The sequence below is a fragment of the Paraburkholderia sp. PREW-6R genome, assembly GCF_039621805.1.
GTDB lineage: Bacteria > Pseudomonadota > Gammaproteobacteria > Burkholderiales > Burkholderiaceae > Paraburkholderia.
This window is the reverse complement of sequence record NZ_CP155074.1, coordinates 1,048,724-1,063,108: the sequence shown is the minus strand read 5'-3', so window position 1 is coordinate 1,063,108 and position 14,385 is coordinate 1,048,724. Positions and strand designations below refer to the sequence as shown.

Genomic DNA, 14,385 nt, shown 5'->3' with positions numbered 1-14,385 from the left:
CGAGGAGACGATCATGACTAATGAAATGCAAGGCGCCCCGCAGGAAACACCGGGAGCCAACAAGCCGTCCGCGCTGCTCGACCGCAGCGACATTCGCGTCAAGCACGCGATCGGCGTGGGCGGCACGGTCGCCGCGTTTGTCGAGCGGGTGCGCTCCGGCGATCTGGGGTCGCTGCCGGTCGTCGCGGGCCTGATCATCATCTGGACCGTGTTCACGAGTCTGAACCCGGTGTTTCTCTCGGCCGACAATCTGGTGAATCTGCTGTTCGACTGTTCGACGGTCGGCGTGATCTCGCTGGGTATCGTCTGCGTACTGATGGTGGGGCAGATCGACCTGTCCGTGGGCTCGATGAGCGGTTTCGCGTCGGCGCTCGTGGGGACGCTCTGGGTCAATCACGGCTGGCCGGTGCTGCTTGCGATTGTGGTCGCCATCGGCGTGGGCGCGCTGGTCGGCGCTGTGTATGCGTTCCTGCTGAACCGGTTAGGGATGCCGAGCTTCGTCGCGACGCTGGCCGGGCTGCTGGCGATCCTCGGCATGCAGCTCTACGTGCTGGGCGCAACGGGGTCGATCAATCTGCCCTACGACTCGGCGATGGTCAATCTCGGCCAGCTCATCATCATTCCTGCTGTGATCTCGTATCTGCTCGCGCTCGTCCCCGGCGCGGTGATGCTCGCGATCGGGCTGCGTACACGCGAGCGTCGCCGCGCGTCGCAGCTCTCCGCACCCTCGGTCGGCAGTCTTCTCGTGCGTGCCGTCGCCATCACCGTGCTGCTGGAAGCCGTGGTCGCCTACCTCAACCAGGGGCGTGGCGTGCCGCTGATGTTCGGCGTGTTCCTCGGTCTTTCGGTCGCGATGGACTATGCGCTGAAGCGGACCCGCTGGGGACGCTCGATGCACGCCGTGGGCGGCAATCACGAGGCTGCGAGACGGGCGGGGATCAAGGTCGGCGCCATCTACACCAGCGCGTTCGTTCTGTGCGCGAGTCTTGCCGCCCTCGGCGGCGTGCTGACCGCGGCGCGGCTCGCGTCGGCCAGCCAGCAGGCGGGTAGCGGCGACGTGAACCTGAACGCGATCGCCGCGGCGGTGATTGGCGGCACCAGTCTCTTTGGCGGCCGTGGCAGCGCCTATTCGGCGGTGCTGGGCATTATCGTGATCCAGTCGATTGCAAGCGGCCTCACGCTGCTCAATCTGTCGTCCTCGTTGCGTTTCATGATTACTGGCGCCGTGCTGGCCATCGCGGTGATCGTCGATTCGCTGGCCAGGCAGTCCCGCGTTTCGCATGGCCGCGCATGATTCGATCGACACCGGAACCGTCTACTCTCGCATAGGAGTCAGCAATGAGTGAATCCATGAAAGGAAAAATCGCCGCGATCACGGGCGCTGCGTCGGGCATCGGTCTCGAATGTGCGCGCACCCTGATTGCCGAAGGGGCGAAAGTCGTGCTGGTCGATCGCGCGAGAGAGAACCTCGACAAGCGTTGCGCCGAACTCGGCGCGAACGCTTTGCCGTTGGTCGTGGACCTGCTGCAGCCCGCGGAGGTAGCCGCCCTTTTGCCGAAAATCCTCGAGCTTGCCGGCGGCCTCGACGTCTTTCACGCGAACGCCGGCGCGTACGTGGGGGGCGAAGTGGCCGAGGGCGATCCCGATGTCTGGGACCGCGTGCTCAATCTCAATGTGAATGCGGCATTCCGGTCCGTGCGCGCCGTGATACCGCACATGGTCGCGCAGAAGTCAGGCGATATCGTTTTCACCAGTTCCATTGCCGGGATCGTGCCGGTGGTGTGGGAGCCGATTTACACGGCGTCCAAGTTCGCGGTGCAGGCCTTCGTGCACACCACGCGGCGTCAACTCGCCAAACATGGCGTGCGTGTCGGCGCGGTATGTCCTGGCCCCGTCGTCACGGCGCTCCTCGACGACTGGCCGAAAGCGAAGATGGACGAAGCGCTCGCGTCGGGCAGCCTGATGCAGCCCAAGGAGGTCGCCGACGCGGTGCTGTTCATGCTCACGCGGCCACGCGGCGTGACCATCCGCGATATCGTCATTCTTCCGAACAACGTCGATCTTTGATGCGCGATGAACGGCGCACCCGTCGACCAACCCGCTGGCCGACCCGACGCTCCATCGGCCGCCCCACCAGCAGGCAGTGAGTTATGACCTCAGATAAACGAGACCCGTCCGCGGCAGATGGCGCGCGATATGTCATTGGCGTGGACGTCGGCACGGGAAGCGCGCGCGCTGGCATCTTCGATCTCGCCGGCCGCATGGTGTCGTCGGCGAAACGTGACATCACCCTCTTTCATGCGAGCGGCTCCATCGTCGAACAGTCGAGCGGCGAAATCTGGAACGCGGTGTGTGATTCCGTGAAGGACGCGCTCGCACAGGCCTCGGTGTCGCCCGGGCTCATTGCCGGCATCGGCTTCGACGCCACCTGTTCGCTCGTCGTGCTGGGCGCCGGAGGCCATTCTTTGCCGGTCGGGCCGTCGGGCGACGCACAGCGCGACATTATCGTGTGGATGGATCACCGGGCAGTGGAGCAGGCCGAGCGCATCAACGCGACGGGCCACGACGTGCTGAAATTCGTCGGCGGCAAAATCTCTCCGGAAATGGAGACGCCCAAGCTGCTATGGCTGCTCGAAAACAGGCCCGACGTATTCGCGGCTGCATGGCAATTTTTCGACCTGACCGATTTTCTGACCTGGCGAGCGACCGGAGATCTGTCGCGCTCAACCTGTACCGTGACCTGCAAGTGGACGTATCTGGCGCACGAGCGGCGCTGGGACGAAAGCTACTTCCGCACGGTCGGCCTCGGCGTGCTGGCCGACGAAGGCTTTGCGCGCATCGGCCAGCGCGTCGTGGATGCGGGTACGCCGCTCGGCGCCGGCCTGACGGCAGACGCCGCCGCCGAACTCGGCCTGCGGGCCGGTACGCCGGTCGCGACGGGCGTGATCGATGCCCATGCCGGCGGCATCGGCACGGTCGGCGCCGACGGACAGTCCGAGTCGAACCTGGGATATGTGTTCGGTACGTCGTCGTGCACGATGACCACGACCCGCAGTCCGGTGTTCGTGCCAGGCGTGTGGGGTCCGTACTTCTCGGCGATGGTGCCGCACGCGTGGTTGAACGAAGGCGGGCAGTCCGTCGCGGGAGCCGCAATCGAGCGGCTGCTGGCCATGCATCCGGCGGCGGCCGTGGCCCGACAACAGGCGCAGCAGGCCGGGCAATCGTTGCCGGGCCTGCTTGCCGGGCTGGCTGTGCAGGAGGCCGGCGGCTTGTCGGAGACAGTGAAGCTCGCCGAGGGGTTGCACGTCGTTCCGGAATTTCTGGGAAACCGCGCACCATTTGCCGATCCTCACGCCCGCGCCATCATCGCGGGGCTCGGCATGGACGACGACCTGAACAGCCTGATCGCCATTTACATCGCCGGGCTCAGCAGTATCGGCTACGGCCTTCGCCAGATCATCGAAGCGCAGGCGAGCGCGGGCGCGCCAATCGAGCGGGTGGTCATCAGCGGCGGCGCGGGGCGTCTCGATCTCGTGAGGCAACTGCTTGCGGATACAACGGGAAAGCCGGTTCTCGCTACGCAGGCGGAAGAACCGGTTTTACTGGGAGCCGCCATGCTGGGCGCAGTGGCCGGCGGCCACTTTGGCGACGTGCGCTCGGCGATGGTCGGCATGTCGCAGATTAGCCGGACGTACGAGCCGGCCAGCGGCGACATCGCGGCATTGCACGACGCAAGGTATCGCGCGTTCAACGCGTTGCAGCGTGTCGGTAGAGAAATCAGACAGGCGCTCGCGTGAGCGTCATTCCCCATGTATGAAGCGAGCCGGGCATAGTCGTTGCGCGTCAGATGTGCCCTGTCTGCCAACCGGATGCGTATCCTGGATCGAATGGCGAACGGGGCTTCTGCCACGCTTTCACGTCAATCGGCGATGGCGCTCAATCATACTCAGGGAGACGGACATGAAGTTAGCAACGAAATCTGTACTGATTTCTGCATTGGTGATGGCTTTCGCAGGCTCCGCGATGGCTCAAGGTGCCGGCGGAGGTGGGGGCGGCGGTGCAGGCGCAGGCGGTAGTGGAGGCGGCGGCAGTGCCGGCGGTGGTCAGGGCGGCACCGGCATGAGTACGCCCAATGCCGGTGGGACGACGAAGTCAAACTCGACGTCCAAAGGGATGAGCACGACTAAAGCGCCCACACGGATGCCGCAAAACGATCCGCACGCGAAGGGAGCCGCGGATACCGCAGCGTCTGGCGCTCAATAAACAGGTGTCCGGTTTGCGTCGCATAGACGCAGCGGTGCGACTGCAGAGCCGCAGTGGGACCTGTTCGACCAGACCGCCCGGGCCTCACGGTCCGAGCGGTCTGATGCTGGAATGGCCAAAGGAACCTGCGTCCCGCTCAATCAGAAGATGTTGCGGATACCGATCGCCACGCCGGTCTGATTGTTGCGGCCAGGGTAGTCCGCGAGGAACGAACCCGTGCCGCGCGTGAAGTCGACCGTGCCGTAAACTTCTGTGCGCTTTGACAGCGAGTACTCGGCAAGCACGGTCGCCGAGTAATTGACGCCAGCGCCGAGCGAACCGTCGAGTCGTGCGGCGTTACGCGCATGATCGTAGTAGCCGGCGAACGTCAGCGCCAACGGCGAGATGACCTGCCAGGTCGAGCCGACATAAAAACTGTCGTCGATGCGGTTCGGGCTCACGTGCGCAAGCGTGGGTGTGCCGGACTGTTGCATGTCCACGTCGGCGAGTCCGGTGTTGTCCTGTGAATGCAGCCAGCCTGCGAGCAGCTTCACCGTGGGCGTGATCGCGTAGGCGGCGCTCACGTTCACGATGTTGAATTTTTTGCCCGATACGTCGTTTTGCTGGAAGCCGGCGTCGGCCATCAGGTCGCCCAGCGCGTATTGCACGGTCACGCCGTACATGCTGTTTTCGCCGACGCTGCCCGCCACGCCGCCGAAGCCATACATGCCTTCCACGTGCAGACCGCCGAACTGGCCTGTGTACTTCGCGGAATTGTTGGTGAAGAGGAACGGTCCGACCGGGTTGAAGACCCAGCTATCCTGCCAGAAGTCACCGACTGTCAGTGGGTCATACGTATTGCCCATCACATCGAAAAAAGGCGTTTGCTGGCGGCCGAATGTGAGCGTACCGTACTGGTTATTCGACAAACCCACGTAAGCGTTACGCTGGAAAAGCGTATTGTTGCCGTTGTCCAGCTTGCCGGACCAGAGCTGAAACTGGTTCTCGAGTTTGAATACCGCCGACGTTCCGCCGCCCAGATCTTCGCTGCCTTTCAAGCCGAAGCGACTTGGCGTCTCAACGCCTTCACCCATCGAAACCTGACTGTCGTTATTCGAATTGGCATGAGTCAGGTAGCGCACGCTCGTGTCGACGAGGCCATAAAGGGTCACCGAGCTTTGTGCGAAAGCGGATTGAGCCGAAAGGGCGAGCAGGGCGACGCCCAGTGCCGCAGTAGTCTTCTTCATGAGGTTTGCGTTCGTTATTTGGGCCAGCGGTTCAAATGCACCACTGGCTCTGTTTTGAGATTTCTTTTCAACCCGCCACAGCGATCCGCGCGAGTGGGCTGAATGATATTTCCGGAATACGACGCGAAGTTATAAACAGGACGTCGTGTCGCTCCGTTGCAACAGGACTTGATCGTTCCGATTGCGCTTCACGGTGTGGCGGAAATTCGCGCCGTCTGACAGACCCCTAAGACGGCCGCCGCTCAAGGTCCGGGAATTGCTCGCCTGACCAGCCGTAGGCCAGCATCGGACCACCCTGCAGGTCCTTTCCGTCTTTCGAAAAGCTGGCACCGCAGCACAGTCGAGTCGTACTCCGTCGGCCCATCGATCAGACAGGCTGGCATTCCACGGCGCAAGCCCGAACCTAACGGGAGCAAGCATGCATTTCGTCATTAATGGCAGCGAGGTCGAACTGGACGTCGACCCCAGGACCTCGCTTCTCGATCTGATTCGCGAACGGCTTCATCTTTTTGGCGCGAAGAAAGGCTGTAATCAGGGCGCGTGCGGCGCATGCACCGTATTGGTGGACGGCACACGAATCAATAGTTGTCTTGCGCTCGCTGTCCAGTATCAGGGCTGCGAGATTACGACCATCGAAGGGCTGGGCGAGCCGGACGCGCTGCATCCCTTGCAGGCGGCTTTCGTCGAGCACGACGGTTTCCAGTGCGGCTACTGTACGCCGGGGCAGATCTGCTCGGCGGTCGGCATGGTGCAGGAACTCAAGTGCGGTGTGCCCAGCTACGTTAGCGAAGACGTGGCCGCGCAGGAGTTCGTGCTGACAGAGACGGAATTGCGCGAACGCATGAGCGGCAACCTGTGCCGCTGCGGCGCATACAACGGCATCGTCGATGCCATCCAGGACACGTTCGGCAAAGCGGGCGCCGAGCCCGCCAAGCGCGAGGCCGCATAATGGACGCCTTCACCTACGAACGCGCGCCCGACGCGCAAGCGGCGCTCACGCTCGGCAATCGCCCTGGCGCGAAATATCTGGGCGGCGGCACCAACCTCGTCGATCTGATGCGCGAGACCATCGAGCATCCCGTGATGCTGGTCGATGTCACCGGCCTCGCGCGCTCGATCGACGAGACCGACGATGGCGGCCTGCGCATCGGCGCTGGCGTGAAGAACACCGCCCTCGCGTCAGACCGGCGCATTCGCGAACGCTACCCGCTGCTGTCCGAGGCCATTCTCGCGGGAGCGTCGGCGCAGATCCGCAACATGGCCACGGTCGGCGGCAATCTCCTGCAGCGCACCCGTTGCGGCTATTTCTACGATGACACGGCGCGCTGCAACAAGCGCACGCCGGGTGCCGGCTGCGACGCCATCGACGGCTTCAACCGCATGCACGCTATCCTCGGCGCTTCCACGGCCTGCGTCGCAACGCATCCGTCGGACATGGCCGTGGCGCTTGCCGCGCTGGACGCGGTGGTAACGGTCGAAGGCCGCAACGGCGCGCGCGACGTCCCGCTGGTCGATTTTCATGTGCTGCCCGGCGAGACGCCGCAGATCGAAACGGTGCTGGAACCCGGCGAGCTGATTACCGCCGTGAGCCTGCCGCCCGCCATTCCGGGACGTTCGGTCTATCGCAAGGTGCGCGACCGCGCTTCCTATGCCTTTGCGCTCATTTCTGTGGCCGCTACGCTGGAAGTGCAGGACGGCGTCGTGAAGCAGGTGCGGATCGCGTTAGGCGGTGTCGCGCACAAGCCGTGGCGCGCCAGCGCGGCCGAGGCGGCGCTGGCAGGCGCTCCGGCGACAGAGGCGGCTTTTCGTGCGGCGGCGTCGGCGGAGCTGGATTCGGCTCGTGGTTTGCACGACAACGCTTTCAAGATTGAACTGGGTCGGCGCGTGATAACCGACACGCTGGTCAAACTGACGGCTCTTCAGGAGATCCGCTGATGTCCATCATCAAAGACGCCGTGCAGGCGGTGCTCAATAAGGCGATTGCTCTCGCCCCTGACAGTTTTATCCCCGGCGGCAAACCGGACCCGCTGATTCGCCGTGAGCACGGCCTGATCGGCGCATCGGTGAGCCGGCTCGACGGGCCGCTGAAGGTATCCGGCCGCGCGACCTTCGCCGCGGAGTTTCCGCTCGAAGGCATGACTTACGCGGCGCTCAAATATTCGTCCATTGCGCGCGGGCGTATCGTCGAGATCGATACCGCCGCAGCCGAGGCCGCACCAGGCGTCGTGCTGGTGATGACGTACCGGAACGCGCCCCGGCTGAATCCGTTGCCGCCGTTCATGAGCCAGCCCAAGGCCGCCGGCGGCGACGACGTGCCCATCATGCAGGACGACCAGATTCACTGGAACGGCCAACCGGTCGCACTGGTGCTCGCGCACACGCAGGAGCAGGCCGATCATGCGCAGTCGCTGATTCACGTCACCTACGAAGCAGCGAGCGACGGCGTGACCTCGCTGGCCGCCGCAAAGGCGAACGGCTCGGAGACGGGTGTTTTCCAGGGCGAGCCGCTCAAGCTCGAAATCAAGGACGCCGAAGCGATGCTCGCTCGCGCGCCGTACAAGATCGACGTGCGCTACACGACGCCTCGCCACAATCACAATCCGATCGAACTGCATGCGGCAACGCTGGCGTGGGACGGAGATCATCTGCGCATTCATGACACCGTGCAGGCGGTGGCCCACGAGGCATGGACCATTGCGCAAGTGTTCGGCATCGACGAGAAAAATGTGCACGTCACGTCGCCGTATGTGGGAGGCGGTTTCGGTTCGAAGACGGTGTGGCAGCACCAGTTGCTGGCCGCGGCGGCCGCGAGGCTCGCGCAGCGTCCCGTGCGGATCACGCTGTCGCGGGAAGGCGTGTTCCGCATCGTCGGCGGACGCACGCTCACTGAACAGCGCGTGGCGCTCGGCGCGCAGGACGACGGAACGCTCGACGCGCTGATCCACACCGGCACGGTTGCCATGACGCCGCACAACAACATGCCGGAGCCGTTCATCCTGCCGGCGAAGAGCGCGTACGCTTCGCGAAGCTTCCTGCTCGACGTCGAGACCGTGAAAATGAACATGACGGCCAACACCTTCATGCGCGCGCCGGGCGAGGCCGTCGGCACCTTCGGGCTGGAGTCCGGTCTCGACGAACTGGCGCACGCGATGCGCATGGACCCGATTGAATTGCGCATCCGCAATGAGCCGGAAAACGATCCGACAACCGGCCTGCCGTTTTCGCAACGCGGTATCGTGGATGCGTGGAAAGCCGGTCGTGAACGATTCGGCTGGGCGGCGCGCGGCGAGCCCGGGACGAAGCGCGATGGCGACTGGCTCGTCGGCATGGGCTGTGCCACCGGCACCTATCCCTATTACCGGATGCCGGGCGGCGCCGCGCGCATCACGTTGACGCAGGAAGGGCGCGCAACGGTCTCGATCGCCGCGCACGAGATGGGCATGGGTACGTCGACCGCGCAGACCCAGGTGGCGGCCGAACGGCTCGGCCTGAACATGGACGATGTCGAGTTCCGATATGGCGATTCGTCATTGCCGGGCGTGGTGCTGGCGGGCGGCTCGCAACAGACTGCGGCAATCGGCGCTTCCGTGATGGCGGCCAGCTACGAACTCGTCAAGGAATTGCTCCGGCTCGCCGGCAGCGATTCGCCTCTGTCCGGCCTGTCGGCAGACGAAGTGGGTGCGCGCGACGGCGGCCTGTGCTCGCTCGAAGATGAGAGCCGCTTCGAGCGCTACGCGTCGATACTCGAGCGCGCCGGGCGCAACGAGGTCACGGTCGAGGCCGAAGCCGCGAAGCCCGTCGAGTTGCAACACTGGTCCATGCACAGCCACAGCGCGTTGTTCTGCGAGGTGCGGGTCAATGTCGTGACCGGCGAGATTCGCGTGAGCCGTTTTCTCGGCTCGTTCGATTGCGGGCGGATCATCAATGCCAAGACGGCGGCCAGCCAGTTTCGCGGCGGTATCGTGATGGGCCTCGGGCTGGCGTTGATGGAAGAAACCCAGTTCGACGAAAGAACGGGCCGCGTGATAAACCCGTCGCTCGCCGATTACCACGTGCCTGTTCACCTCGACGTGCCCGAGATCGACATCATCTGGAACGCGGATGCCGATCCTCACACGCCGATGGGCGCCCGCGGCGTCGGCGAGATCGGCATTACGGGCGTTGGGGCGGCGGTCGCGAACGCGGTGTTCAACGCGACGGGCAAGCGGATTCGCGATCTGCCCATTACGCTGGACAAGCTGATGGCTTCGCCGTCCGAGGCGACCCAGGCCTCCATGTAACGGGAATGAGCCATCCAGGACGGCTGGTGGTCTCGCGGTTGAAGAGCGACGCAACACGAACTAACCCGGTCGCGCCAGGTGGCGCGACCGGCAACGCGTTCTCAGCCAAGCGCTACCACGGCGATCTCGACGAGCAGTGCAGGCGCGGCCAGTTTCGCCTCGACGGTCGCACGCGTCGGTGCGCAGCCGTCCGGAACCCAGGCGTCCCATACCTCGTTCATCCCGGCGAAGTCGCGGCCAATGTCGGCAAGCCACACCTGAGCCGACACGAGGCGCGTTCTGTCGATGCCGGCTTTCTCCAGGAAGCCGTCGATTTTCTCCAGTACCTTCGCCGTCTGAATCCTGACGTCGGGCGTGTGGTCCGCGGAAGTCTGGCCGCCGATGAACACGAGTCCGGCGGCCTTGACGACGCGGCTCATACGCTGGCTGGTTTCGAGACGAACGATATCGGTCATTGAATTTTTCTCCATGTGAACGTGAACAGAACCGTTGCGCACGCCTGTTCAGGTGCGCAACGGAAAAGAACAGAAAGCATTAATGCGCGACGAGTGGCGAAGCCGCGACCGCCGGTGTCGGCGCGTGGCGGACGAAGCGGTCGATGGCGAACGCGTCGAGCGACAGGGACGGCGCGCCGTCGAGGATCAGTTCAGAGACGAGCTTGCCGCAGCCCGGCCCCAGTTGAAAGCCGCTGCCGCAATAGCCAAACGAGTAGTACAGATTCGCCGCCTTGCGGCTCGCGGAAATCACCGGGAGTTCGTCTTCGGTGAACGCTTCGACACCCGCCCACGCGCGATTCACGCCAAGATGCTTGAGGTGAGGAAACAGATCCGTCACGGTCTGCGCGCTGCGCACGAGGCGCACGAAATCGACTTCGCCGTGGCGGTTCGCGAGATCGGCCATGCCGATCAGTTTGCCGCCAATCACCACCGTGCCGTTGTCGAACTGTTTGAACGACAGCGGCCTGCCGGTCGCGCCGAGCGTCGCACGGCAAAAAGGCGCGACCCGGTGCGTGACCATCAGCATGAGTCCTTCGGGATGCACCGGCACCGTTTCGTTCACTTGCTGCGCGAGTTCACCGGACCATGCGCCCGCGGTGACGAGCAACTTCTCCGCGCTGAACGTGCCGCGCGGCGTCACCGCGAACCAGCGCGTGCCGCGCTGTTCGATGTGGCGCACGGGCGTGCCCTCCAGAAAAAGCGCGCCGTGCCGCTGCGCGGCGAGCCGGAACGCGGTGGTCGTGCGATAGGGCAACGCGAAGCCGTCGCTCTCGACCCAGATGCCGCCCGTCACGTGCGGTGCAAGCGCCGGTTCGAGTTCGAGTACGGCTTCGCGGTCGATCACCTTTTCGTGCGTGAAGCCGTGCGATTCGAGCAGCGCCACGCGTTGCCGGCAAGCGTCGAGTTCGTCGTCCGTCTCGGCGATCTTCAACTGGCCGGAAGGAACGAAGCCGCCGTCGTCGCCGAGCAGATCGCGCATGCGATGCCATATTTCACGCGATATCAGCGCGAGCGGAATCTCGGGTAACGGACGGCCGAGCGTGCGCACGCCACCCGCATTCACGCCCGACGAATGACGCGCGACGTAGTCCGCTTCGAGCACGATGACTTTCGCGCCGCGCCGCGCGAGATGAAACGCGCTGCTCGTGCCGTGCAAGCCGCCGCCGATCACGAGGACGTCGGCTTCCTGCGTGTCGGTCGTGTCATTCACCGGCGAGTTCTCCGAGCGTGAGCGGTTTGATCGGCGGACGAATGCGGTAGTAGCCGACTTCGGCGGGCGACACGCGGCGCGCATCGGCGATCACCTCGGTCACCGTGAGGCCGCACATGCGACCCTGACACGGCCCCATGCCGCAGCGTCCGAATGACTTGGCCTGGTTCGGTCCCACGCAGCCGAGCGCGACGAACTTGCGCAAGTCACCCGCGGTCACCTCCTCGCAGCGGCACACGATGGTTTCGTCGTGCGGAATGCGGTTGACGTCGCGCGGACGGTACAGACTGTCGAGAAACGGCCGGATGCGCATCACGTCGGCGAGCGCGCGCCGGTGAGGCGCTGCTTCGGCGTCGCGCGCGGCGGCGGGCATCGCGCCGAGTTGCGCGGCCGCCGCAAGGCCGGCCAGCATGCCCTGCAAGGCCGCCGCCTGCGCGCCGCCTATGCCCGCACCGTCGCCCGCGATGAAGATGCCCGGCACGTCGAGTTCGCCCCAGCCGTCGACCTTCGGCGTAAAGCAGAGCTGGCCGTTGTCCCAGCGGTGCGTGGCCCGCAGCGCCTGCGTGAATTGCGTGTTCGGCACCACGCCCTGATGCAGCAGGATCACGTCGGCCTCGATGCGATGCGCGGCGCCCTGTGTCGTGAAGCGCAATGCGGCGGCGCGCTCCACGTGATCCGTGCCGATGCGCGACTCCACGCGCAAGTCGTCGGCCGCCTCGAACATCGGCACGCCCGCTTCGCGCAGCGTGCGGATCAGTTGCAGGCCTTTGCTCAGGAACGGCCACGCGCGCAACGCCGCGAGCATATGGCGTTTGGCGCGCCAGCGGTCTTCATGACGCGTGGTGTCGACCAGCGCGCGGATCGGCACACCGGCGCGCACGTACTGCCAGCCCAACAGATAGAGCAGCGGTCCGCAACCGGCGAGTATGGGCGGCGCGGCGGGCACTTCGCCGGCGCTTTTGAGCAGGATCTGCGCCGCGCCTGCGGTCAGCACGCCAGGCAGCGTCCAGCCGGGAATCGGGAAGGGCCGCTCCAGCGCACCGCTTGCGAGGATCACGCGCTGCGCGTCGAAGCTGCCGATCTTGCCGTCCTTCAGATAGTTGACGCCGCGCTCGCGCGTCACCTGCCAGACGCTCGCGCCGCTCAGGTGGCGCGCGCCCGATGCGGCGAACGCATCGGCGATCGCGGCGCCGGCCGCATAGTCCGGGCCGAGAATCTCCTTGCGGCGCGCGTCGGCGCGGCCGATGCCGCGATAGATCTGGCCGCCCACGGCGTCCTGTTCGTCGATCAGCACGGTCTTCAGGCCCGCGCGTGCGGTGCGCGTTGCTGCGCTCATGCCGGCAGGGCCCGCGCCCACGACGACGACATCGACCGTTTCGGAAATGAAATCAGCGGCCATGTGCGTTCTCCAGCGGTGCGTCGGCGAGATGCTTCGCACTGGACGGCGGCAGGTCACGCGCGCCTTCCTGCGAGCGAATCCGCATGCCGGCCCTCACTTCCACCATGCAGCTCTGCCGGCTCGGCACGCCGTCTATCTCGACGAGACAGTCGAAGCACGCGCCCATCATGCAGAACGGCGCGCGCGGCGCACCTGAGACAGGCGTCGCACGAAAGCGCGCTATGCCCGACGCGAGCAGCGCCGCGGCGACGGAGCGGCCGCCGGGGACAGCGAGCGGCTGATCGTTGAACCAGATGTCGACGGTCGCGGCAGCGGCGTCTTGCGCGCCCGGCAGCGGTCTGAAAAGGGAGAGGGTCGATTGGGAAGTCATGTCGTTTTCAGTGAGCGGGAATCAGTTCACGGGCGGTGTCGAAGCGACGTGCGGAGAAGGTGGGCAGTTCGTTGGGGATCGGCGCGCCCATGATCCACGGCGCAATGCGCATTGCGTGCGCGGCCGCCAGCGTCACCCCGCTATGGCAGGTGACGACGAACGCGCCGGGATGCGCGTCGGACTGGTCGTAGACCGGAAAGCCGTCGGGACTGTAGACGCGCAACGCGGCCCACATGCGCACGAGCCGCACGTGCTGCAGCAGCGGAAACGCGCGCACGCCGCGCCGGGCGATGTCGGCAAGCACGTGGGTGGTAGTGAAATCGTCGAAGCCGACTTCTTCCATCGAGTCGCCGAACTGCACGCTGCCTTCGTCCGTCTGACGCACATTGAGCGTCGGATATTCGAGGAAGGGTGCGACGCGCTCGCTTACCAGCACCTGGCCGCGATTGGGCGCAACCGGCGCATTCAGCCCGACGAATGGCGCGAGCGTGCGGTTGCCGAGGCCGGCGGCGAGCACCACGCGCGCCGCGCGATAGGTGCCGCGCCTGCCCTGCACGACGAAGCCGCCGCGCTGCGGCACGATGCGCTCCGCGCGCTCACCGGACACGAGGCGCACGCCGCGCGCCTGCATCGCGGTGTGCAATGCGCGCAGCAGTTTGAGCGGGTTCACGTGACCGTCCATCGGCGTGTAGCTCGCGCCGATCACGGCCGGACCGATCTGCGGAATGCGCGCGCGGACGTCGGCGGCGTCGAGCATCTCGTACGGGTAGTCGCCCAGTTCGGCTTGCAGCGTCGATAGCCGTTTATGGCGCTCGGCGAGTTCGTCGTCGTTAAAGCAGAAGTGGAAGCCGCCTGGCTGGCGCAATGCGACGTCCACGCCGGTTTCCTTCAGCAACGCTTCGGCCAGCAACGGCCAGCGTGCGGCCGAACTGCGCGACCAGCGCGCATACGGCGACAGTCCATAGCCCTTGCCCTGAATCCAGACAAGGCCGAAGTTGCCGCGCGACGCGCGCAAGCCGCCGTCGTCCTCGTCGAGCACGGTGACGTGCGCGCCTTCGCGGGCGAGGCCATAGGCGACGGCGGAACCCACGAGGCCGCCGCCCAGCACCAGCACGTCGGGACGGGTGTCGTTCATCGAGG

At 65.4% G+C, this 14,385-nt stretch carries 12 protein-coding genes; 6 read left to right on the top strand and 6 right to left on the bottom strand.

The window, feature by feature from the left end; all coding sequences use genetic code 11:
- Positions 1–13 precede the first annotated feature (13 nt).
- The 3 genes from AAGS40_RS19930 (at position 14) to AAGS40_RS19920 (ending at position 3,797) form a co-directional block, all read left to right on the top strand.
- Complete coding sequence (locus tag AAGS40_RS19930; RefSeq protein ID WP_345814492.1) at positions 14–1,294, top strand: sugar ABC transporter permease; 1,281 nt, start codon at positions 14–16, stop codon at positions 1,292–1,294.
- Positions 1,295–1,338: 44 nt separating this feature from the next.
- Complete coding sequence (locus AAGS40_RS19925; protein WP_345814490.1) at positions 1,339–2,067, top strand: SDR family oxidoreductase; 729 nt, start codon at positions 1,339–1,341, stop codon at positions 2,065–2,067.
- An 83-nt stretch (positions 2,068–2,150) separates the two neighbouring features.
- Positions 2,151–3,797, top strand: coding sequence for an FGGY-family carbohydrate kinase (locus tag AAGS40_RS19920; protein ID WP_345816507.1), 1,647 nt, complete (start codon positions 2,151–2,153; stop codon positions 3,795–3,797).
- Positions 3,798–4,403: 606 nt separating this feature from the next.
- Here the strand turns inward: AAGS40_RS19920 and AAGS40_RS19915 are convergent.
- Positions 4,404–5,489 carry a porin gene (locus tag AAGS40_RS19915; protein WP_345816506.1) on the bottom strand — a complete coding sequence of 362 codons (1,086 nt, stop codon included), beginning with the start codon at positions 5,487–5,489 and terminating at the stop codon, positions 4,404–4,406.
- 418 nt (positions 5,490–5,907) lie between these two features.
- On the opposite strand from AAGS40_RS19915, the gene AAGS40_RS19910 reads away from it, so the two are divergent.
- From AAGS40_RS19910 to AAGS40_RS19900, 3 genes are read left to right on the top strand one after another with little or no spacing between them, the layout of a single operon-like run.
- Positions 5,908–6,438 (top strand): 2Fe-2S iron-sulfur cluster-binding protein, encoded by a 531-nt coding sequence (locus tag AAGS40_RS19910; protein ID WP_345816505.1) that lies wholly within the window; start codon positions 5,908–5,910, stop codon positions 6,436–6,438.
- Complete coding sequence (locus AAGS40_RS19905) at positions 6,438–7,424, top strand: xanthine dehydrogenase family protein subunit M (protein ID WP_345816504.1); 987 nt, start codon at positions 6,438–6,440, stop codon at positions 7,422–7,424. The genes AAGS40_RS19910 and AAGS40_RS19905 overlap by 1 nt, the downstream gene beginning before the upstream one ends.
- Positions 7,424–9,769, top strand: coding sequence for a xanthine dehydrogenase family protein molybdopterin-binding subunit (locus AAGS40_RS19900; RefSeq protein ID WP_345816503.1), 2,346 nt, complete (start codon positions 7,424–7,426; stop codon positions 9,767–9,769). The genes AAGS40_RS19905 and AAGS40_RS19900 overlap by 1 nt, the downstream gene beginning before the upstream one ends.
- 101 nt (positions 9,770–9,870) lie before the next feature.
- Here AAGS40_RS19900 and AAGS40_RS19895 read toward each other — a convergent pair whose 3' ends face one another.
- The 5 genes from AAGS40_RS19895 to AAGS40_RS19875 all read right to left on the bottom strand — a co-directional run bounded on the left by AAGS40_RS19895 (position 9,871) and on the right by AAGS40_RS19875 (position 14,380).
- The gene (locus tag AAGS40_RS19895; RefSeq protein ID WP_345816502.1) at positions 9,871–10,224 is read right to left on the bottom strand and encodes a RidA family protein; all 354 of its coding nucleotides are present in this window, start codon (positions 10,222–10,224) and stop codon (positions 9,871–9,873) included.
- Positions 10,225–10,303: 79 nt separating this feature from the next.
- The gene (locus AAGS40_RS19890; protein ID WP_345816501.1) at positions 10,304–11,476 is read right to left on the bottom strand and encodes an FAD-binding oxidoreductase; all 1,173 of its coding nucleotides are present in this window, start codon (positions 11,474–11,476) and stop codon (positions 10,304–10,306) included.
- Positions 11,469–12,875, bottom strand: a complete 1,407-nt coding sequence (locus tag AAGS40_RS19885; RefSeq protein WP_345816500.1) for an NAD(P)/FAD-dependent oxidoreductase — start codon at positions 12,873–12,875, stop codon at positions 11,469–11,471. Before AAGS40_RS19885 ends, AAGS40_RS19890 begins: the two co-directional genes overlap by 8 nt.
- Positions 12,865–13,245, bottom strand: a complete 381-nt coding sequence (locus AAGS40_RS19880) for a (2Fe-2S)-binding protein (protein WP_345816499.1) — start codon at positions 13,243–13,245, stop codon at positions 12,865–12,867. The genes AAGS40_RS19885 and AAGS40_RS19880 overlap by 11 nt, the downstream gene beginning before the upstream one ends.
- Positions 13,246–13,252: 7 nt before the next feature.
- Entirely contained in the window at positions 13,253–14,380 is a 1,128-nt protein-coding gene (locus AAGS40_RS19875; protein WP_345816517.1) for an FAD-dependent oxidoreductase, read from the bottom strand.
- Positions 14,381–14,385 lie beyond the last annotated feature (5 nt).

Bases quoted from the DNA above. Each gene is read 5' to 3' on its own strand.
- AAGS40_RS19905 (WP_345816504.1), top strand. From the start codon at position 6,438: ATGGACGCCTTCACCTACGAACGCGCGCCCGACGCGCAAGCGGCGCTC.
- AAGS40_RS19900 (WP_345816503.1), top strand. From the start codon at position 7,424: ATGTCCATCATCAAAGACGCCGTGCAGGCGGTGCTCAATAAGGCGATT.
- AAGS40_RS19875 (WP_345816517.1), bottom strand. From the start codon at position 14,380: ATGAACGACACCCGTCCCGACGTGCTGGTGCTGGGCGGCGGCCTCGTG.
- AAGS40_RS19920 (WP_345816507.1), top strand. From the start codon at position 2,151: ATGACCTCAGATAAACGAGACCCGTCCGCGGCAGATGGCGCGCGATAT.
- AAGS40_RS19915 (WP_345816506.1), bottom strand. From the start codon at position 5,489: ATGAAGAAGACTACTGCGGCACTGGGCGTCGCCCTGCTCGCCCTTTCG.
- AAGS40_RS19925 (WP_345814490.1), top strand. From the start codon at position 1,339: ATGAGTGAATCCATGAAAGGAAAAATCGCCGCGATCACGGGCGCTGCG.
- AAGS40_RS19910 (WP_345816505.1), top strand. From the start codon at position 5,908: ATGCATTTCGTCATTAATGGCAGCGAGGTCGAACTGGACGTCGACCCC.
- AAGS40_RS19885 (WP_345816500.1), bottom strand. From the start codon at position 12,875: ATGGCCGCTGATTTCATTTCCGAAACGGTCGATGTCGTCGTCGTGGGC.
- AAGS40_RS19895 (WP_345816502.1), bottom strand. From the start codon at position 10,224: ATGACCGATATCGTTCGTCTCGAAACCAGCCAGCGTATGAGCCGCGTC.
- AAGS40_RS19930 (WP_345814492.1), top strand. From the start codon at position 14: ATGACTAATGAAATGCAAGGCGCCCCGCAGGAAACACCGGGAGCCAAC.
- AAGS40_RS19880 (WP_345816499.1), bottom strand. From the start codon at position 13,245: ATGACTTCCCAATCGACCCTCTCCCTTTTCAGACCGCTGCCGGGCGCG.